The organism is Pseudopedobacter sp. (genome assembly GCF_040392825.1).
Classification (GTDB): Bacteria; Bacteroidota; Bacteroidia; order Sphingobacteriales; family Sphingobacteriaceae; genus Pseudopedobacter.
Genome location: NZ_JBEBVH010000038.1, coordinates 1 through 21,900, shown reverse-complemented (window position 1 = coordinate 21,900; position 21,900 = coordinate 1). Strand labels below are relative to the sequence as shown.

General features: G+C 35.9%; 13 protein-coding genes and 1 pseudogene. All 14 read right to left on the bottom strand.

Annotated elements, in window-relative coordinates:
- Positions 1-452: pseudogene (locus tag ABWO41_RS04525) on the bottom strand (LamG domain-containing protein); the annotation flags it as partial.
- Positions 453-474: 22 nt separating this feature from the next.
- Positions 475-2,016 carry a RagB/SusD family nutrient uptake outer membrane protein gene (locus tag ABWO41_RS04520; protein ID WP_353134107.1) on the bottom strand — a complete coding sequence of 514 codons (1,542 nt, stop codon included), beginning with the start codon at positions 2,014-2,016 and terminating at the stop codon, positions 475-477.
- Between the two features lie 10 nt (positions 2,017-2,026).
- Positions 2,027-5,035 (bottom strand): SusC/RagA family TonB-linked outer membrane protein, encoded by a 3,009-nt coding sequence (locus tag ABWO41_RS04515; protein ID WP_353134104.1) that lies wholly within the window; start codon positions 5,033-5,035, stop codon positions 2,027-2,029.
- 288 nt (positions 5,036-5,323) lie between these two features.
- A complete protein-coding gene (locus ABWO41_RS04510; protein ID WP_353134101.1) occupies positions 5,324-8,239 on the bottom strand; it encodes a triple tyrosine motif-containing protein in 2,916 nt (971 codons plus the stop codon).
- Between the two features lie 149 nt (positions 8,240-8,388).
- The gene (locus ABWO41_RS04505) at positions 8,389-11,091 is read right to left on the bottom strand and encodes a DNA gyrase/topoisomerase IV subunit A (protein WP_353134098.1); all 2,703 of its coding nucleotides are present in this window, start codon (positions 11,089-11,091) and stop codon (positions 8,389-8,391) included.
- 71 nt (positions 11,092-11,162) lie between these two features.
- Complete coding sequence (locus ABWO41_RS04500; protein WP_353134095.1) at positions 11,163-11,540, bottom strand: GxxExxY protein; 378 nt, start codon at positions 11,538-11,540, stop codon at positions 11,163-11,165.
- An 89-nt stretch (positions 11,541-11,629) separates the two neighbouring features.
- Positions 11,630-13,540, bottom strand: a complete 1,911-nt coding sequence (locus ABWO41_RS04495) for a DNA topoisomerase IV subunit B (protein WP_353134092.1) — start codon at positions 13,538-13,540, stop codon at positions 11,630-11,632.
- Positions 13,541-13,763: 223 nt separating this feature from the next.
- Positions 13,764-15,137 (bottom strand): SGNH/GDSL hydrolase family protein, encoded by a 1,374-nt coding sequence (locus tag ABWO41_RS04490; protein WP_353134089.1) that lies wholly within the window; start codon positions 15,135-15,137, stop codon positions 13,764-13,766.
- 24 nt (positions 15,138-15,161) lie between these two features.
- Entirely contained in the window at positions 15,162-15,854 is a 693-nt protein-coding gene (locus ABWO41_RS04485) for a TatD family hydrolase (RefSeq protein WP_353134086.1), read from the bottom strand.
- A gap of 188 nt (positions 15,855-16,042) precedes the next feature.
- The gene (locus ABWO41_RS04480; RefSeq protein ID WP_353134083.1) at positions 16,043-17,431 is read right to left on the bottom strand and encodes a DUF4403 family protein; all 1,389 of its coding nucleotides are present in this window, start codon (positions 17,429-17,431) and stop codon (positions 16,043-16,045) included.
- Between the two features lie 79 nt (positions 17,432-17,510).
- Positions 17,511-17,843 carry a phosphoribosylpyrophosphate synthetase gene (locus ABWO41_RS04475; RefSeq protein WP_353134080.1) on the bottom strand — a complete coding sequence of 111 codons (333 nt, stop codon included), beginning with the start codon at positions 17,841-17,843 and terminating at the stop codon, positions 17,511-17,513.
- 25 nt (positions 17,844-17,868) lie between these two features.
- Complete coding sequence (locus ABWO41_RS04470) at positions 17,869-18,039, bottom strand: DUF5670 family protein (RefSeq protein ID WP_353134077.1); 171 nt, start codon at positions 18,037-18,039, stop codon at positions 17,869-17,871.
- A 203-nt stretch (positions 18,040-18,242) separates the two neighbouring features.
- Complete coding sequence (gene kduD / locus ABWO41_RS04465) at positions 18,243-19,007, bottom strand: 2-dehydro-3-deoxy-D-gluconate 5-dehydrogenase KduD (protein ID WP_353134110.1); 765 nt, start codon at positions 19,005-19,007, stop codon at positions 18,243-18,245.
- Positions 19,008-19,943: 936 nt separating this feature from the next.
- The gene (locus ABWO41_RS04460) at positions 19,944-21,533 is read right to left on the bottom strand and encodes a sodium:solute symporter family transporter (RefSeq protein ID WP_353134074.1); all 1,590 of its coding nucleotides are present in this window, start codon (positions 21,531-21,533) and stop codon (positions 19,944-19,946) included.
- Between the last annotated feature and the right edge of the window lie 367 nt (positions 21,534-21,900).

The following is a 21,900-nucleotide window of genomic DNA, read 5'->3' as shown; positions in this document are numbered from 1 at the left end:
TTTAGATTTCCATTGAAAATCCCGGGCCTTGCTAATTGAAAGATCATTGTTCTCTTAGATCCATTATTTAATATCTGAACCCAGGTACTCACTGTAAAACTTTTAAAATTATCTGTTTTAAATACCTCAAATTGCTTATTAAAATATAAAAAACCTGCGTTTAAACTCAATGCCTTCCCTCTCAACCCTGCATCAACAAAAGAATTTCCTTGGGTTGTAACAGGTGCAAATCCCGATATTTTTTCATTCAGACTGCCTTCGAAATCCCAGTAAGCTACCAAATTGTCTGGGGCTACTTCATCAGAACTTCTGTATCCATCCACAGTGCCCTCGTATTTGCTTTTATCTATATCTGGCAAATTATTAGGATTGCCATCTTTTTTACAGGAATACATACTAAGTATGATTCCTAAAAGACCAAAATATTTGATATATAATGTTAAAGTCTTCATTTCTTTACGGTTTTATAGGTGATTAATTAGGGTACCCAGGATTTTGCTTTAGTACGTTTTTGCTGATTTGAATCTGATTACTTGGAATTGGTAATAGCTCATGTGTACCGGTTACAAAATTCTTTCCTGCATTTTGAAGTACCTGTCCGGCAATGCCCCATCTAACCAAATCAAAAAATCTATCGTGCTCCATTGCAAGCTCTATTCTTCTTTCATGTCTTATAGCATCTCTTAAATCAGATTGATTTGTTGTTGTAATATCCGACAAAGTTCCCGCAGGTGCACCAATTCTTGCTCTTGCTCTCACACTATTTAATGCACTTAGTGCTTCTGTTGTATTATCTGTACCACCCAACTCATTGGCTGCTTCAGCATACATTAAAACTACATCAGCGTATCTCAATATTCTGATATTCATCCAGTAAGAAAAATTATCCAATAAAGCTCTTCTTCTTGCCGGATTAGAATGTACTTTATGATTATAAACGGTAGGTGCATTTGCAGTTAAATTGGCTGTGGTGAATACCTCATTATAAACAGAAGGCTGCCCTACAGCCAAGAACGTTCTGGCTTTTCTTGGGTCATTTGCCTCATAAGCAGCATTTAATTGTGCACTTGGCACATTAAATCCCCAACCCAGGTTCCAATCTCCGGCTCCTCTAACTCCCTGTATACTGGCAAACTGACTACCATTATTCCTTTTTTCTGTTAAAGATGCCGTTGCTTGTATTTCAAAAACAGATTCGGAACTATTTTCGCCTTCTTCACCAAAGATATTCTTGTACTCGGTTTTTAGATCATACTTTTTAGAGTCTATTACTCTTTTCGCTGCACTCATGGCCAGACCCCATTTTTGCTGAGTCAAATATACTTTTGCAAGTATACCATTGGCCGCTCCGCTAGTTGCTCGTCCGGGAAATTTAGTAGGGTCCCAATCTGGAGGCAGATTCGCCCCTGCAAAAATCAGATCATTCTCTATAAAAGTATAAAGCGCGGTTACATCACTCTGAGGGATATTAGATTGCTGAGAAGCATCATCATATACTTTGTCAACTAATGGTACTTTTCCAAAAAATCTTACTAGCATAAAATATGCATAACCTCTTAAGAATCTAGCTTCCGCTTGCGCGTATATTTTTGAATCCTCCGGTGTACCAGGGTCCTGATCTTTTTCTACCTTATCTAAAACAATATTTGCCTTAGCAATCAAGTTGTAATAGCCCTTCCACAAACCGTCTACCAGACCGTTTGTTGGGATAAGGCTAAAATCATCCATTTCCTTAGAAGTCGGGCCGTCAGTTGGTGTACTTCCTTTATCTGCATCATCACTTCGTATACTCGTTGCTGCTATAAATCCCGAACCGGAGGCATCATACGAGCGCAATACATCATAAGCTGCAAATATTTCACCGTCGAATGGACCCGATCCATTTGGATACGGATAAGTACCCGAAGTATAATCACCTTGTGGTTCGGTGTCGAGAAAATCCTTACATCCTGTCGTTAAAGCAAATAGCAAAGATACCGCAACTATATACTTGGTTGTTTTTTTTAAACTTTTCATCTTTCAAAAATTAAAATGTAACATTTACTCCAAAAGTGTAAACAGCCGGAATAGGATAGACTCCATTATCGGCACCACCTCCCAAAATGCTGCTAATCGGAACTTCTGGTGTATAACCCGTAGCTTTTGACCATGTATGAATATTTTGACCGCTCATATATAACCTCAATCCCTTAAACAGGGTATTAGATAGGTTTTTTGGTTTTAATGTGTAACCCAACTGTATAGTTCTAATTCGGAAATAATCACCGGGCTCTAAAAAATAGGTACTGAAACGATAGTTGTTCCCTCTTGATTTATCCAGTATAGGCTCTATATTAGACGTTCCCATACCATCCCATGCATTCAATCTATTAGATTCTAAATTGAGGTCTGTAAATACGGCAGTTCTTCTTTGAGTGTAAATATAGTTACCTGCAACGCCCTGTCCCTGTATCAGAAAATCGAAATTTTTATAGTCTAAGCTTAGATTAACACCAAAGTTCCAGCTCGGAAAAGGAGATCCTAAATTTTCACGGTCTGCCTCAGTTATCACTCCGTCATTATTCAAATCGGCAAACATAATGTCTCCAGGTAGTGAATTAGCCCATCTCGGATAATCATCCAAATCTTTAGTTGATTGATAAATACCAACCTGACGATAACCATAAAAATGCCCCACAGATTCTCCTCTAACAGTTCTATTTACTCCACCATTTCCTATAAGTAAATAGTCTATATTATTTCCTATGGCCACCACTTTATTTTTATTATAGCTAAAGTTTGGTGTTACAGAAAATCTTAAATCATCGGTTATCTTATCGTTCCACCCAAGAGCCACTTCTATCCCTTTATTAGAAATATGCCCTGCGTTTGTTATAAATTTTTGAACTCCAGTAGATGCTAACTGGGTAATTTCTGTAATTAAGTCTACCGTTTTTTTGTCATAGTAGGTGATTTCTGCACTTAATCGGCTGTCAAGCGCCCTCAAATCGAAGCCTAAATCAATACCTCTACCCCTTTCCCACCTTAAGTACGGATCTGGCAAATAGGCAGGTGCTACAGAAGGATAAACATAAACACCAAAAACGCCCGATCCTGTGATTACCATTGCAGGCAGGAAGATATAATCTGCAACCCCTTGAGCATTACCAATTTTACCCCATGCGCCACGTAATTTCAGAAAGTCTATTCCTTTGATATTAAAGAAATCTTCACCTGTAACTACCCACCCTAAACCTATACTACCAAAGGTTCCCCATCTATTCTGCGGGGCTATACGTGAAATACCGTCTCTGCGAATAGAAGCATTTACCAGATATTTATCTTTATAGGCATAATTTGCCCTTGCAAAAATCCCCATTGATGAGCGCTCGAAACCATCTCCCCCTACCGTAGATGGATTCTCTCTATTAGAGATATTTATATACCAGAACTCGGGACTATCCGGAATGTTTAAACTGGCATCTGTTCTGCTACCAGACAGCGAAGTCCCACTTTCAAAAATAGAAGTGAAACCCAAAAGCCCGGTGATTCTATGATCATCATTAAAAGTATTCGTATAAGTTAGTGTATGATCTTGTTGGAATTTTCTATACTCGTCAGCATTTTGTCTTACAGATGTCCTCGCATTTGGATTATTATAGTATGTTGTAGGATTACCTCCTTCTCCTAAATAAACCTGCGTAAAAGGTAACCCTGTATAACCTCTTGAGTTGTTAAAGCCCAAGTCGGTATAAACTTGCGATCTCCAAGTGAAGTTATCTAGAAATTTCACTTCTCCAAATAAACTTCCTACAACCCGGTAACCTTTATTGATACTCTTTCTATCATTCTGATAAATTCTGGCTACCGGATTACCTACTTGCGCTCTTTGGAAAGAAGGCATCGCGTAGTAAGCTGTCTCACTTTCTCTTACACCCACTATAGGAGCAGCCCATAAGGCATTATTTAAATCTCCTCCGGAGCCGTTTAAATTCCAGTGAGAGCCAGTAATATCTCCACCAATTTTTATGTTATTTGTTATTTTAGTTTCTTGATTTAATCGGGCAATATATCTTTGGAATCTTCCGAATTTAAGTACACCTTCCTGGTTGTTATATCCTAAATTCACTAAGGTAGTAGACTTCTCTCCACTATTGGAAACAGTCAAACTATGATTAGTCTGGAAGGCAGTTTGAAGGATCTCTTTTTGCCAATCTGTATCTGCAGTATAATTAGTGTAATCAAACGGAGCTGCATTGGCGTTGGCAAGAATTTTATCGTAGACCGAGCGGAATTGTGCTGCGTTAAGTACATCTATTGTATTTTGAACTTTTTGAAAACCTGCAGAACTTGATAAAGTTACCCTGGTTTCTCCGGTTTGTGCTCTTTTGGTAGTTACTACGATAACCCCGTTAGCTCCTTGTAAACCAAAAATTGCTATAGAAGATGCATCCTTTAGGACTTCTATACTTTCTATATCTGCAGGATTGAGATAATCAATATTACTTTGGTGTACACCATCCACGACATACAAAGGACTAGCGTTATTAATACTTCCTATTCCTCTAACCCTCACTGTTGGTGCCGCACCCGGACTACCACTGTTTACAATAGTTAAACCGGCTACTTTCCCCTGTAACGAAGAAACAGGATTCACATTTGGAGACTTGGCAATATCTTCTCCTTTAATAGAAGTAATAGTACCTGTTAAATCTCTTTTTCGTTGTGTGCCATAGCCAATAACAACTACCTGTTCTAATTCCTGAAGTCCGGAAGAAAGTGTTACATTAATATTGGTTTGATTGTTGACCGCTACTTCTTTGGTTGCATACCCGATGTAGCTAAATACTAAAGTTCCATTTGCCGGAACGTCTATCGTGAAATTACCATCTACGTTGGTTTGTGTAGCTGCTGTGCCACCTTTCACGTTCACTGCGACTCCTATTAGTGGTCCCTGGTCTGAAGCGTCTGTTACCGTACCGCTTACTTTTATATTCTGACCAAAAACATAACTAACGGAAATCAGATAGAAAAACAGTAAGAATTTCCCTTTCATAATAAATTGTTTAATTAGTTAGTGTTATGTATAACTGGTGTTATTGTTAATATAAAGTTGAGTAGAATAATTGCTTGTATACAAAAAAATAAACTCTACAACACTACATCATTAACAACTACACTACATCATAATTGTTTAATTATAAGAGAGAAAAACGTATTTAAACGGTAAAAAAGGGTATTTCAGGTATTTATCGCTACATCAAAAAATAATAAAAAACCTCCCATCTCTGTAATCATATACAAGAAGATGAGAGGTAATGATGTAGTAAGAGTGTAGTAAAAATTATATTTCCATAAGAAACTCTACTAAATTTTTATCATGGGGAACCTCTAATTTTTTGCGTAATCTGTATCTTCTTATTTCTACACCACGCAGTGTGATATTTAATAAAGAAGCCATTTCCTTACTACTCATATTCATTCGAAGGTATGCACACAATTTCAAATCATTGGGAACCAAATCCGGATGGTTTACTTTGAGTTTATGAAAGAAATTCTCATGAGTTTCATTGAAACTCTTTTCAAATAAATCCCAGTCGCGTTCGTCGTTCATTCCCTCGTCAATCACTTTCTGTATTCTACGGAGCTGATCTTCTGAAAGTCTTTTACCATTCTCATCCTTCAGCTCAGAGATTTCTTCCTTTATCTTTTGCAGCAATTCGTTTTTATAAACAATATTCATTGCCGAATTCGTGGCCTCCCTGGCTTTGCTCATCAGATCGGCTTCCAATTTCTCATTTTTAAGCTTTATTAGCTTTTGTTCATTAATAATAGACTCTTCTTTCAATTGTGCTTCTTTCTCTTTTCGAAGCTTCTCTTCTATTTTTTGCTGGTGCCTGATTAAGTTTCTTTTATACCATTTGCGTATATAAAAAGCCAATACAAAAAGTAATAGCAGGTAAATAACAAACGCTATTTTAGTGGCATAAAAAGGGGGCTGTATAGTGAACTCGAATTCTGATATTTCTGAAATTAATTGTTCGTTAAACTTCGCTCGAATTCTGAATATATAATCTCCGGATGGAAGATTAGTAAAATCTCTTTGCGTTTGATTACTCCATTCTGACCATTGCGAAGAGTATCCTTCCAAATAATACTGATATTTAACGTCTCCCTGTTTATAGTAAGGCAATGCGTAATTAATACGCATATTCTTGTCTTTATATTGGATAACAATATCTTTGCCGAACGAACCAAAATTCGACACCACAGTTAGAGCATCTCCGGCAGCTTCGATTTGACCAACAATCACTTTCGGTAACTTTTCATTTTTATCAATTCTGTTAGACTTATTAAAAATGACAAAACCATCATCCACACTAATAAGATAAAAATCACTATTAATTTTGTTTACATTTTCATAATCGCGAAACATACGATCTTTCAGAACTCTGAACATATTAGAGTCTATCTCCAACTTCCCCGCTTTACTAAAATCAACCAGAGATATATTACCTTTTCTAATGAACCAGTACTGATTATCATTTGCTTTGATGATCTTATTTGATCTGGAGAATGATCCCAGTTTTGAATTTAACTGTTCATAATTATGAAAGCTGTCACTTATTTCGTCGTATATATAAAATCCCTGATCGGTAGAAAAGATAATACGCCCGCTTAAATTAAAGATATTGACTTTGTAGTTCCCCGGGAGACCCGAACCTACACCGTATTCTTTAATATCAGTAACTTTTGAATAATCTGGAGATAGTTTAAGTTTAAATACTCCTTTGTAAACATGGCTTACCCAAATATTTCCTTTCTCGTCTTGCTGTACATAACGTAACGGACCTGAAAAACCGGCTACTTTATGAAGCATTTCAAACTTATCTTGCTCATTTTTCTTATAAATAACCAGACCTGTATAAGTCCCCTGAATAAGCAAATCAGGAGATATATTGGAACGCGTAATAAACCATCCGCCATTCACTGACGACATTTTTTCTAATTCGGTGCCATTTACACGATATGTTCCCGTGTTATGCCCGCAAATAAGATTGCCATCAAATACTGATAAATCCCAAACCTGTCCCTGACTATTTTTAACTAAATTAAATTCGAAATTCTGACGCTTCTGATCTGTACTTATCCAATTACTATAAAAAAGCCCCTGGTTAGTTCCCAGATAAATATGCCCTTTGTGAATAATACTGGAATAAACTGATCCGAATCTGCCGGATTTATCCAGGTAAAAATATAAGGGTGAATTTATTTCTATTCTGTCTATTCCGTTATCTAATGAACACCATAGGTTTTGTTCTCTATCTACCAAAAGATTTAAAACCGTATTGTTTTGCAGTCCATTACTTTTGTCGATTTGTTGAACAATATTTCCAGATTTGTCCAGAATAACGATACCTTTTAAAATGGTTCCAAAAGCAAAATAACCATCAAGAACTTTTATTCCGTTATTGAGTTGATAATTTTTCAAATAGTCTTCCGCTTGATTTTCCCATTTTCTAAAAGTTAAACCGTTATAAATAAAAAGCCCATTCTTTGCCGTTCCAATTAGCATTTCATCTTTTCCAAAAGGTAAAATACAGAGTATTCCACTTTGGCCAAGCATTTCACTACCTTCTAACGGATATATATTATTACCTTTTAATTCGAATAAACCTATATTGATGACCTCAACAAAGAATCTATTATTTATTTTATGGAGGAACAGGTAGGGCTGGCTTTGGGCTTCTTTATCATTTACAACGGTAACCTTATTATTTTGATAGATGAAAATTTTTGAAAAAGATTGGAACAAAACCCTATCTCCGTCTATATATATCTTCCATATCTCATCACTCAGTTTAATATTTTTTGGAAGGAGAGCAATTAAGCTCTTATATCGTAACAACCCTTTACTGTCGTAAAACCAATATCCGAAATCTTCAAATCCCCCGGTAAATATTTTACCTTTTCCGTCTGTTGCTACGGCTCTGAGGATTATTTTATTTTGCGCTTCATAATGTCTCCAGATACTTCCGTCAAAAGTTAAAAGGCCCTCATTATTGGCAATATATATGATATTGTTTTCATCCTGAGCAATCCCCCAATTCTGATTAGCTGCCTTATACTCGGATTTTGAATAGTTTTCAATATAAGGCACACCTACCTTTTGGATATCTATAGCTGCAAAAAGATTCGAAGAGTGAATAATCAGCGTGACTAATAAACTATAATATGCAAAGTTTGCTGTAAATCTCATAAAGCAATCTATGATTTTAGACTAGGTTGTAATGTATTGGTTTCAATAAATTTCAGTAAATAACATAAGTTTACCAAATAATAAAGCTCACTAAAAAGAAAAAGGTTCTGACCAGAAGCCAAAACCTTTTCCTTAATATTCAACTTAGATTAAAATAGTCCCAGTTGACCAGTATCTTCGAGATCTTCCGGATTGGTGATCTCAAAATCTACTTTTTTCGTTTGTTTAAATTCAGATACAAATTTAGGTTTCTCTGTTACTGGCTCTTCTGCGCTTTCTTCCGGTTCATTTTCCTCAGATTCGCTTTCTTCCGTATCTAAAGTATCTTCTATCTCTTCGTCCAGCTGCTGTTGTTCTTCTTCATCTTTCTCTTCTTCTGTTAACAGAGTTACTTTTTGAATATCATGTGGACTTAAACGATTACCCTGAGCCTTGATTCCTTTCACATCTATTGCTTCAGATAAATCTACTTCTGTTTCATCATGTATTTGTGTTTTTCCTTTCAATGCTTCTACCTTTACTACCGGATTCTTTGCTTTTGTTAAGATTAACAATTGTGATCCCGGTTCCTCATTTATGAATCCCATACGTTTTCCGATAGCTAAATCTTCAAACTTAAATCGTTTCACAAAATAGTTCTTAGTTTTTCCATCAATATGTATTGCAGCAAAAATGCGTTCAGGATCATATTTTTCAATCCGAATCATCTTGTCATCGAAATGGTTAGTTAGATCGAAAGACGATAGTTCATAACTTCCATCACTAAACACGCAAAGAATTTTGTCTTCTGCCTGGAACTCGCCTAAAAATTCACCATGCCCGTTCTCATTCAAACGTTTTGTCACGTCATCATACCAGATCTTTCTTCCGGCCAAAGTAGAAACGCCTTTAGATTTTAAAGTTATTTTCTTAATTGCGAATTTAGTAACAATATTACCCTGCGAAGCTCTACCTTTTATTGCTATTTCGGCAAAATCGGCGTCAAAACTTAGCTTACGCAATTTAGACATAGGCTTTAATGCAATGTTTACTACTTCTGCTTCCCCATTAGGATTGGCAGTGAAATAAAGTACTTTTGAACCTTTTGTTCCTTTTGTTAAATCGTATTCTTTGTCACGGGTAACACCCCCCACGGCAAAACGCTTGATATAAGCCGTCCCCGATTTACCATCGCGATAAATCATATTGTAAATGGTCCTGTCGTCGTTTTTCTTAAATACGCCTACATGCAAAATTCCTTTTCCAACGAAAGTTTTATCCTGCACTTTGGTGACATTGAAACTCCCATCTTCTCTGAACACGATAATATCATCTAAATCAGAACAATCGAACAAATATTCGTCTTTCTTCAATCCTGTTCCTACAAACCCATCTTCTCTATTTACATAGAATTTGATATTCGCTAATGCAACCTGACTAGCTTCTACTCTATCAAATGCTCTGATTTCTGTTTTGCGCTCTCTGCCTTTTCCGTACTTTTCTTTCAAACGAGTAAAATAGGCTATGGCAAAATCGGTCAGATGCTTCAAGTTTTTCTTTACCTGAGAGATTTCCTTTTCCAGAGCAGCCATTTGCTCATCCGCTTTCTTAACATCAAAACGGGTGATACTACTCATCGGTTTTTCAATCAGCTTTTTAAAATCTTCTGGCAGGATTTCCCTATATAAAGTAGGTTTAAAAGGATCGAACAATTCATGCAATACAGCTACAACCTCTTCGAAATTTGTAGAGTTTTCGTATTGCGAATTTTTGTACATTCCTTCCTGAATGAAGATTTTAAGCAGTGAACTGAAGAAGATTTTTTCCTGCAAATCGTGAAGTTTGATCTCCAACTCTCTCTTTAGCAACTCCTTGGTATAGTGGGTACTTTCTATGAGAATATCATTAACACTCATAAAATTCGGCTTGTCATTCTTAATGACACAAGTGTTTGGAGATATAGAAGTTTCACAGGCTGTAAATGCATATAATGCATCTATAGTCACATCAGGAGATATTCCCGGAGAAAGATGGACCACAATTTCCACATTTTTTGCGGTATTGTCTTCTATCTTCTTAATCTTAATTTTCCCTTTATCGTTTGCAGCAATAATACTGTCTATTAAACCTGTTGTAGTTGTTGTAAAAGGTATTTCGGTAATAACCAAAGTTTTCTTATCCAATTCCGAAATTTTGGCTCTTACTCTTATTTTACCACCTCTTTGCCCCTCGTTATATTGAGAAAAATCTGCCATACCTCCGGTATAAAAATCCGGAAGTATATTTGGCCTGTTTCCGTTCAAAATTTCAATAGATGCATCTATCAACTCGTTAAAGTTATGGGGCATCACTTTGGTTGCTAAACCAACCGCAATACCTTCTGCACCTTGCGCTAATAACAACGGAAATTTTACCGGCAATGTAACAGGTTCCCGATTTCTACCGTCATAAGAAAGCTGCCACTCTGTAGTATCGGGATTAAAAACGACTTCTAACGCAAATTTAGAAAGTCTTCCTTCAATGTACCTTGCCGCAGCTGCCGAATCGCCCGTTACCGGGTCTCCCCAGTTACCTTGTGTATCTATAAGAAGTTCTTTCTGTCCAATCTGCACCATAGCATCTCCAATAGAAGCATCACCATGCGGATGATACTTCATGGTATTACCAATAACGTTGGCGGCTTTATTGAAACGTCCGTCATCCATTTCTTTTAAAGAATGAAGGATACGACGTTGCACTGGTTTTAAACCATCATTGATATGCGGAACTGCCCGATCCAGAATTACATAAGATGCATAATCCAGAAACCAGTTTTCATACAGCCCGCTTATAGGGGTTACATTGTGTAATACTTCTTCTTCGTTTTCTTCCATATTCTTATAACCGCAAAGGGCTCAAAGTTTTGCACAGAGAGCACAAAGTCTCTCTTCTTGCTTATTATTCTTTAACTATTTATTATTCTTCTAATACCATCCTTTAATAAGACAACATTAAAGTTCATTAACAAACCCAATTTGCATTTCGTTAATTTTAAATACGTTAATACTTGTGCAAAATGCACATCACTTATTTCTTCTACAGATTTCGTTTCGATTATGACCTTACCCTCGACAAACAAATCTAATCGATACCCACAATTCAACTTCACTTCTTCATATACAAGTGGTAATGATTTTTCTTTTTCAACATATAAACCAGACTTAAGCAATTCGTAATAGAGACATTCTTTATAAGCTGATTCCAATAACCCAGGCCCCAGAGCTTTATGAACCTTTAAAGCGGCTCCTATTATTTCTTTAGACAAGAAATTCTCTATTTCCATACTTATTGCTATTAGTCCAAAGTGCTCCCCTAAAAAGAAAAATTATTTCTTTGCACCCTTTGTGACCATTCTTTGAGTCCTTTGCGGTTTTATACTGCAACCACTAACGCCTCTGCCTCAGCTGCGGCTTCTGCCTTTGCTATAATATCAGCTTCATCTTTTTCTATTCGTAAATTGGTTACAATGTGTTTCTGTCTGTCGGGAGTATTCTTGCCCATATAATACTCTAACAAGTTTTTAATCTTCACATCAGAAGATAATATCACCGGGTCCAGGCGTATATCTTCACCAATAAAACCAGCAAATTCATCGGGTGAAATTTCACCTAAACCTTTAAAGCGGGTAATCTCCGGTTTATTTCCTAATTTATTGATAGCTAAAACGCGCTCCTCATCACTATAACAATAGATAGTTTCTTTTTTATTACGTACCCTGAATAAAGGAGTTTGCAAAATATAGATATGCCCTGTTTTCACTAAATCCGGAAAAAACTGTAAAAAGAAGGTCAACAACAATAAACGTATATGCATACCATCCACATCCGCATCGGTCGCAATAACAATATTATTATATCTTAATCCATCTAACCCATCCTCTATATTCAAAGCATGTTGTAAAAGATTAAATTCTTCATTTTCGTAAACTACTTTTTTGGTTAATCCGAAACAATTAAGCGGTTTTCCTTTTAAGCTGAAGACACCCTGAGTATTAACATCCCGGGCTTTGGTTATAGAACCCGAGGCCGAGTCACCCTCGGTAATAAAAAGTGTAGTAAGCTTTCTGTTTTCCTCACTTTGCTTCTCATCATCTAAGTGCCATTTGCAATCTCTCAGCTTCCTGTTATGCAAACTGGCTTTCTTAGCTCTTTCATTAGCTAATTTTTTAATGCCTGCGATATCCTTGCGTTCTCTTTCAGACTGCAGAATACGCTTTAAAAGACCATCCGCAACATCCGAATGTTTATGCAAATAGTCGTCTAATTCCTTTTTAACAAAATCATTAATAAAGGTTCTCACCGTTGGTCCATCTGGTCCCACATTCAAAGACCCCAGTTTGGTTTTGGTCTGAGATTCAAATACAGGTTCCTGAACTCTGATAGAAATAGCAGCAACAATGGAAGCTCTGATGTCCGATGCGTCAAATTCCTTTTTATAGAACTCTCTAACTGTTCTCACTACAGCCTCTCTGAAAGCCTGCTGGTGTGTACCTCCTTGTGTAGTATGCTGACCATTTACAAAAGAGTAATACTCTTCTCCATATTGTTGGCCATGCGTCATGGCAATCTCTATATCTTCACCTTTTAAATGGATAATTGGATAACGGTTGCTTTCTGCATCGGTATTTCTAACTAAAAGGTCGTGTAAACCTTTTTCCGAAAAGAATTTCTGATTGTTGAAGTTTATAGTCAACCCTGCATTCAGGAACACATAGTTCCAGATCATGTTCTCTACAAACTCAGGAATAAATCTAAAGTTTCTGAAAATAGTATCGTCGGGAATAAAATGAATTGATGTTCCATTCCGCTGTGTAGTTTCTACATCCTGATTATCTACAATTAGCTCACCTTTTGTAAATTCTGCTTTTTTAGTTTTTCCGTCACGATAGGACTGAACAGTAAACAACGAGGACAATGCATTCACCGCTTTGGTACCCACACCATTTAACCCTACAGATTTTTGAAACGCTTTTGAATCATATTTACCACCTGTATTGATCTTACTTACACAATCTATTACTTTACCCAAAGGTATACCACGACCATAATCTCGAACATACACCTTGTGATCATAAACAGAAATATCAATTGTCTTCCCTGCTCCCATTACAAACTCGTCGATAGAATTATCTACAATTTCTTTTAAAAGAACGTATATACCATCGTCATAAGCCGATCCATCTCCCAACTTACCTATATACATACCAGGTCTTAACCTGATGTGTTCTTTCCAGTCCAGAGAACGGATACTATCTTCGCTATAATTTACACTTAATTCTGCCATACAATTAATAAAGTAAAAAGGTGAAAGTGAAAAGTAAAAATGTCAAATTTTGAATTCGGGATATGAAGAATTTGGTTTTTCCAAACCCAATATTCAAAACTTTTTAGCAAATCACAAAAAACACCAGATACAAAGCTAAAATTTTAAGCAAAGTACACAAAGGAGATTTTTGAACATTTAGACATTTTTAACAATAAAAGGACATGAATGCATCTGTCTGGCTTTATTCAAGAACTTCCGGGAAATCTCTAAAAAACCGATTTGCAATTTCTTTATGTCCAAGCACAGATGGATGCACCAAATCATTCAAAGAGAAATCAGATTTCCAATCTGTTACAGATTTGTTAACCGCAACAACATCATTCAAATCTAAATACTTATATCCGGCAGTATTCCTTATAAAATTATTGGCTTCTCTAATTGTATTTTCATACCCTAAACGAGGTGCACCTGTTACCAATATCGGAATTGCGCCTTTATTTTCTACTGCTTTTATCAATTTCAACATATTGCCTCTCCATAAGTCAAATGATCTTTCGTTCGCAATACAATCAATTACCACATATTTTGGAAAGAAAGGCTCCATATCTATTTTTAATCTTCCCAGAATATCCTGACTTGTGGCTCCTCCCATTCCGGAAATTACTGCACTGCCATTCAGCTTTTCTTTTATTAACACCGCATAACGGGCATTAAAACCTTCTAAAGTATTTCCTAAGGAATTACCTTCTATAAAAGAATGTCCAAGAAACAAGATCTTAGGAGAAATCAAATCTAAGCTCCTGTATATTACATTTTGAACCCTTACTAATTTATCCTGTTCACTCCGGATAAATCCGTACCCCCACTGACATCCATTAGATTGAATCTTTGACTTACCCCAGGCTTTAATTTTCGCTCCGGTTTGTATATTTTCAACTTCTAGGCAATTAAGATTGGCATCTTTTGTTAGTACAAAACGTAAATTAAATAAATACCAGAAATTATCTTTTGAGTCGCCAAAAAACTGTTTTATAGGAATACCCACTTTTGACTGATTTTCAGATTCATCTATAATAGATGCTGAAGTTCCGGAAGTCATTTTATAAAGTTCAAGATATACAGTATCTCCTCTTATTTTAAAACCAAAAACTGTCCCTGCAATACTCAATAGAGATTTACCTATAAAAACTGTACTTTCTTGTATTTTCGCTTCAAATGGAACTTTATCACTTATAACATCATTTAATGCAAGAGAAGCTCCTGTCTGTAGATCTTTATAAATAACTTTTGGTCTGAACTGTACATCGAAAATAAGCTGAGACCTATCTAAGGTGGAAGCATATTTCATCCTTAACTCTTTTGATTGCGCAAGCTCCATCCCTACTCTCTTTACATAATTCGCTTTACTGATATCCAAAAAATCAAATTTTTCAATATCACCCGCTTTAAGATTATAATTAAAAATTATATTCTCAAAAGAGTAGCTAAAATCTACATCTCTTATTGATGGTATTTCAGTTAGTATTTCTTCATCTGTTGGAATCCCATCATTTTCTTTCTTACAAGACAGAAAACATAATAACAGGAATGAAATAAAATAAAACCTTTTAGACACGCGCATACCTCCCTAAGATACAATCTATTTACTATTGCTAAAAATTCTTAAAAAAGATTGATATAAGTATTCTTTTAATATTCCAATATCTTTACCCGACAGTATTGTCGCTTGTTTATAAATATCCTGAATATTCATTGCGAAAACATCTGTTTCTAAAAAAATTCTGTTAAGCGGCATGGATTGAAAGATTGTTTTAACCTTTTTATTGAAAATCAAATCTTTACCGAAAGAAAAAAACACATTTTCTAAAGATATGAATTGCTGCGTTTGTGTTTCATTACCTCGGTATTGATGTAAAATAACAGGAACTTTTATTTTTTTCAGATAAGGCGCCAAATCTGAATATGTTCTCACAGAATGAATAATAACCGGTTTGTTATATTCTTCTGCTAGTTGAAGCTGAATCTCAAAAACATGTTTTTGCAGCTTAAAGTCTATATTCACAGCTCTATCTAAACCAATTTCCCCTAAAGCTAACACATTATTTAATTGAAGAAGAGATTCTATTTGAGCAATATTTTGTTCAAAATCAGAATCGATATACCATGGATGTACTCCCACTGAAACAGCATAATTTAGTCTACCGATTTGATATCCATCCAAAACATGAAAAGCATTTCTTAAAACCCATTCGTCAGCAGACACTGCTTTTCTATGCGAATGAATGTTAATGAATTGTTCTCCCGATGGAATCATCAATAATTCAGCAGCCATTGCGTCATTAGTTCTTTAGTGAACATATCTGTTTAAAATCTCCAATTTCGGATTTTCCATGGGAAATCACTGTTCATTTTAGTCATTAATCTTTGATCTTTCTACTTTTTAGCCTTAGGCTTTCTTTGTATGACCATAGACTATCAAACTCCGATGTATTATAACCATAGTTTATAAACCAAAAATCATTACATCCCTTCTATCTTAATATTCACTTTTCCGCTTGCAGTAATCATTGCAACAATGGCATTAGGCGTAAGCACAATTTTATCAGGATTTAAACTGTTAAGAGATCCGTTTATCGTTACTCCTTTTATAACCTGATAGTTGTTGAGATAACTCTTCATGGCTTTCTCGCCCTGCAACAGTTGATCTGCAATCGAAAACCTACAGTTTTCGGCAATTTTATTCACTATTAAACCGTGGGCCAGCCAACTTGCTGTTTTCAAAATCTTATTTTTTGAATCCAATACAAAATCAACCTGATCTAAAAATACTTCTTTTTTTGCGTTATCATATACAGGAATACCTACCAGATAAAAAGTTCCATTTACAGACCCGGACAAATCTGTTGCCACAATCATCTTCCCTTCCTTTCCCCATAACTCTATTTTATTAACGGTTACCTGCCTTTTCCCCGACTCGAATTTCTGACCGGCAAAATTTTTCTGAATTGCTTCAGCAGCATATTGATAGGTCGCATAGGCAGCTACGCTAGCCTTAAACTGATCATGTATTTTATCAATAGATTTTAAAGGAATATTTTTGTTAGATACATTTTCCGGTTTTTTTCCTATAACAGTTTCAAAATAAGTTTTAGCACCTAATCCTATTTTTACTTTTTTATTCGCTACAACTGCTTTTGTACTATACAGTTCTTGCGCCTGGATTGAAAACCAGGTATTATATTCCTGGTTCACCTGCGTAGGACCCGCAATTTTATCCAACGCATCAATAACATACGGTTTAATATCCAGAGTTTGCGCAATTGCATCATCAACTTTCTTCGCTATATCCGATTTAAAAACAGTTATAGCCGGATTAATCAGATAAGTAACGGGAACATTTTTCCCGGCAATTATAACAGACGGACTTTCTTTCCACTTTATTTGAGAAATTACTGTTCGCGTATTCAACTTCCAATCTTTAAAACCAACTGCAGAAATTAGACTTATGGTTCCGTTCATATAAAAGTCGCGGGTATCATACATAGACAGCCCAAGCTTATCAAATCCATATCTCAGTTTGCCAATTACTCTAAGTGGCAAGTCTATAAAAAGGTTTCCACCTTGTTCTCTTATTACAATAGGCGCCTCTTTAGTTACTTTAACCAAAATATTATCGTCACTTATATTTTTATCTTCATATAGAATTCCTGTCAAGTATTTATTAGCCTGCGACTGAATCTCAGAAACACTAATTTCTACTGGAATATTAATATATGAAAGTTGTTTATCGTAGATGACTGTATTTGAAGAATAATCAGCAAGTGGTTTTATTGCTGATATTTTTTTATTTGTACTACAGGAAATCAGACAGATAGCTGTAAGTATAAAAAGAGAAATACGCTTAAACATAAGGTTATTATTTTCCTGCGAAGATAAATCATGTTAAAGGAAATATAAAACCTTATGGCAGAATCTTGGCAATCTGGAACTAATGATAAGTCTCTATTTCAAGTTTCCTGATCATGTCGCTTGAAGCTCTTTCTGCATAAGCTCCATAAGCATTAACGAGAACTCCTTTAAAGTCTCCATCAAGAGATTCGATAGCGTAAATTACAGAGTTATCTTCCGGGTCCGACATGCCTTCAAACCGGTAACTTTCCACAACTTTAAAATGCTCGGGATAAAGCATTAATTTTCTTTCTTCATCCTCCAAATAATGCTCCCTAAGCTTCAAGTTCCCCGAATAACCTCTTTTAGCCAGGTCATTTAGCGCCTCGACCATTGTATCAAATCCTTTTCTATGGTGCTCCATGTTATCCATACTCAAATCCTTTCTTAGTTCTCTCCTAATGATGATGATTTTCTACTGGTTCTTCTAATATCAAAAAGTTAATTGCTAATGTAAACACACCTAACACCAACAATATATGAACCAAAATTTTATCGTTAAAAACAAACATCCCCAACACCCAGCCTATAATGAAAATTATGGCTATCACATTCAACAAAATTCTCATAACTATAACATTATATTAACATCGAACACAAAGCTGATGCCAAAAACTAGCTGCAAGAGTTTTGATGAAATAATCACAAAAAGCTGATTTATAAAATATTAGTAAAAAAGAAAATGAAAGAAAATAAATTTATCCAAACAAAAAAAAGCAAGAATAAAAGAATTCTTGCTTTTTAAAATATCTAAATATGAAATTTATTTTTTTTATCTGCCCATCCAGCCGCCATCTACTGTAAGTACAGTTCCGTGAACATAATCACCGGCTTTTGAAGACAAGAATACTACAGCTCCTTTAAAATCTTCCGGTTCACCCCATCTTCCTGCTGGTATTCTTGAAAGTATAGAAGCACTTCTTTCGGCATCTTCTCTCAATGCTTCTGTATTATCGGTGCTAATATAACCTGGAGCGATCGCATTCACATTGACACCTTTTGAAGCCCATTCATTAGCAAATGCTTTGGTTAATGAACCCACTGCTCCTTTACTTGCTGCATATCCCGGAACATTAATTCCTCCCTGGAAAGTCAATAAAGAGGCCGTAAAAATAACTTTGCCATAACCTCTTGCAATCATATCTTTACCAAATTCCCTTGTAATTACAAATTGAGAATTAATATTTACATCCATTACTTCGTCCCAATATTCATCCGGATGCTCTGCCGCAGGTTTTCTTAAAATAGTACCTGCATTATTAATTAGAATATCTACCTGATGACCATCTGCTTTTACCTGATTAATAAAAGCATAAACATCGTCACGCTTAGAAAAATCACATTTGTAAGCCTGAAAAGACCGTCCTAAAGCAGTTACTTCTTTTTCAACCTGACTTCCTGACAACTCCAATGATGCCGAAACACCAATGACATCAGCACCAGCCTCTGCCAAAGCCACAGCCATTGCCTTACCTATACCTCTTTTGCAGCCAGTAACCAATGCTTTTTTTCCTGTTAAATCAAATAAATTTAAAATGCTCATTTGTTCAATTTTTTTGTTGCTCAAACTTATCATTTATAATTAGTATTAACAATATAATTGCGATAAAAATATCATCCACAATATAGTTAACACGTTTGCACAAAAATGAGATCCAGCAAAATTATTGGTGGGGGGAATAAGATTGAAGAATATATCTTGATAACCCTGAACATAAGGCATTCGACATTTTTCACTCTCCTTAATTGAGTTCTTAGGCATTTGGTCTTTGCGTTCAGGCATTCTGATGAGGTGGTTCTGCTTTATCGGCTTTTACCTTTCTTTCCGTTCATCGGTCGTTTTCGTTGGTCCTGGTTAGAGATAGACTGGCTGGCTTTGCATGGTGTATTGATTAAATCGGCTGGCGGTTGGCCGTTTGCAGGGCTTAGTGTATTTTTGTTTCAAAAAGCCCATTTTATAAACCTCTCCTATTGGCTTTAAACGTGGTTTTTATTTTTTTATTTCCGGTGCTTAGCTATAGTATAGCTCCAATATAGCTATAGTGTGGCTACACCTAAGAGGGCTTAGTGTATTTTTCTATACATAATGGATTATGAAAAGTTTATATAGACAGCGCCTCTTAATAAAAAAAGCTTAGCCTTTATGGTATGTCTTTAGGTGATGGAATATTGTGCTGGGATTATAGAGATGATGGCCATCTGACATCTTTTCAACGTGAATGAGTTTGAAATCCTATGAGCCCTGAAGACAATAACAATGATAGAGGTTCCTGTTCCAGTGTCCTGATGAATAACAGCAAAACTAATATTTTATCCCTAGCCCCCAACTTTTTTACTTGGTGCCAAAAATGTAACGTAAAACAATTTTTAAATTAAACACGAGTCTTGTACGAGTTTAATTATATAACATCTAAGATTTCTAAATTGTAATTATGCCTGTCTCTCTTGATTTAGTTTTTAAATCAGCAATGAGTTAACTGAAATATAAATATAGTCCAATCATGACTATCCAGAGTGCCGCCCAGGCAATTTTTACTTTATTGCTCGTAGGTTCGGTATGGCTTTTTTCTTCTGCTGTCATCTGGTAAGAAACAGGATTTCTGTCTAACAAAGAAACAACTATACCTACAAACAGGAGAAAGGCAAAAATCAGGAATGACAGCAGTAAATAATGCGGCCATAACCCCGGGTATTCTTTGGACGGTAAAACCCATAAATAGCAAATTCCCACACCTAAGCTAAAAATAGAACCTGCAGAAAGGATCAGGTTTACCGCTAAGCGGGTTGTTCTTTTCCAGAAAACACTTAATAGAAAAACTACCGAAAGCGATGGCGCTATAAAACCTAATACGGATTGAAATACGTCAAATAAATTTAACCCCTTAATACTATCTATTGCTAAAGCGACTAAAACTGCAAAAGCCGCTCCTGCTATAACAGTATAACGCCCTACCTGAATAATCCTCTGGGTGCTTGCATTCGGATTGATACGTTTAACATATAAATCCATGGTAAAAACTGTGCTTAATGAATTTAAAGACGAGCCAATTGTTCCTACCAGTACAGCAATTAAAACCACAATCACTAAACCGTTCAGTCCGGCGGGAAAAAGGTTGGTTACCATAGTCATGTATGCTTCATTCGGATCTTTCAAACCGGGGAACAACACATAGCAAATTACTCCAGTCAGGATAAACAATGGTAAGGATAATATCTTTAGCCAGCCGATGAAGTTTACCCCCAATTGTCCCTGTTCTAAATTCTTAGCACCTAATACCGACTGTACCATGGCCTGGTCTGTACAGAAAAAAGCGATTGCAGCCACCGGATATCCCAATAAAATGGCATACCACGGATAATCCGGATTATCTGCCGGTTGAATTAAATTCCAATAGTTTGCCGGAACAGATTCGTAGAGCTTCATTATTCCGCCTACTTTGTTAAGACCAAGGATCATTAGTAAAAACGATACCGCTATCAATAAAATCATCTGAAAAACATTCACTTTAGCAATAGCTTTCAATCCTCCGGCAAACGTAAAGAATCCGGCGAAGGTCACCAAAACAATTACCGATTGCCACATAGGAATCCCCAGAATTTGTCTTACCAAAAAACCTCCGGCGAAAAGTCCTAATGATAACCAGGAAATCAGCATTTTAATTAAAGAATACCAGGCCAGAATATTCTGGGTTGAATCTCCGTAGCGCTTTCCCATAAATTCTGGCAAAGTACTTACTTTTGCCGCCAGATATTTAGGTGCGAATACTACTGCCAGGAGAAAAAGAAAAACGAAGGCATACCAGTCGAAATTTACCGCAACAATACCGGTAGTATAACCTATACTGGCAAAGGCCAATAACATAGACGGGCCAACATTTGTCCCCCACATATTGAAACCTATACTGGGCCAGGTTAGTGATTTGTTTGCCAGAAACAAAGTTTCTTCCTTATTCTTTTTAGCCGTTAATGCCGACTTAAAACCTATAAAAACTAATACCAAGACATAAAGCACTACAATCAGGTAGTCCAGCATGGTTAGTTTTTCTAAAATATTAGATGCCATTTTATGGGTTGTGAGTTAAAGTTGAAAGTTCAGAGTTGAAAGTTTTCTTATAAGTCGGATTAATTATTCGCACTGTATTTTTGTTTATTTCTTTATGAGATTGCGTCATTCCCCGCAATTACGCTCCTATTTTTGTCATTGCGAGGAGGTAAAGCCTGTCCCGAACTTGATTCGGGAACGAAGCAATCTCTTACCATAACGTCATTTCCTTCCAAACATCGTCCTTTGCAAGAGACGATGCATTTTTTTGATAAACTGTCAAAAACAACGTCCCCTTTCGGAATACATTGCTGGGAAATAAACATCCTTCTTCTAAAAACACTTTTTACTTTTTACTTTTTACTTTTTACTTTTTACTTTTTTAAAC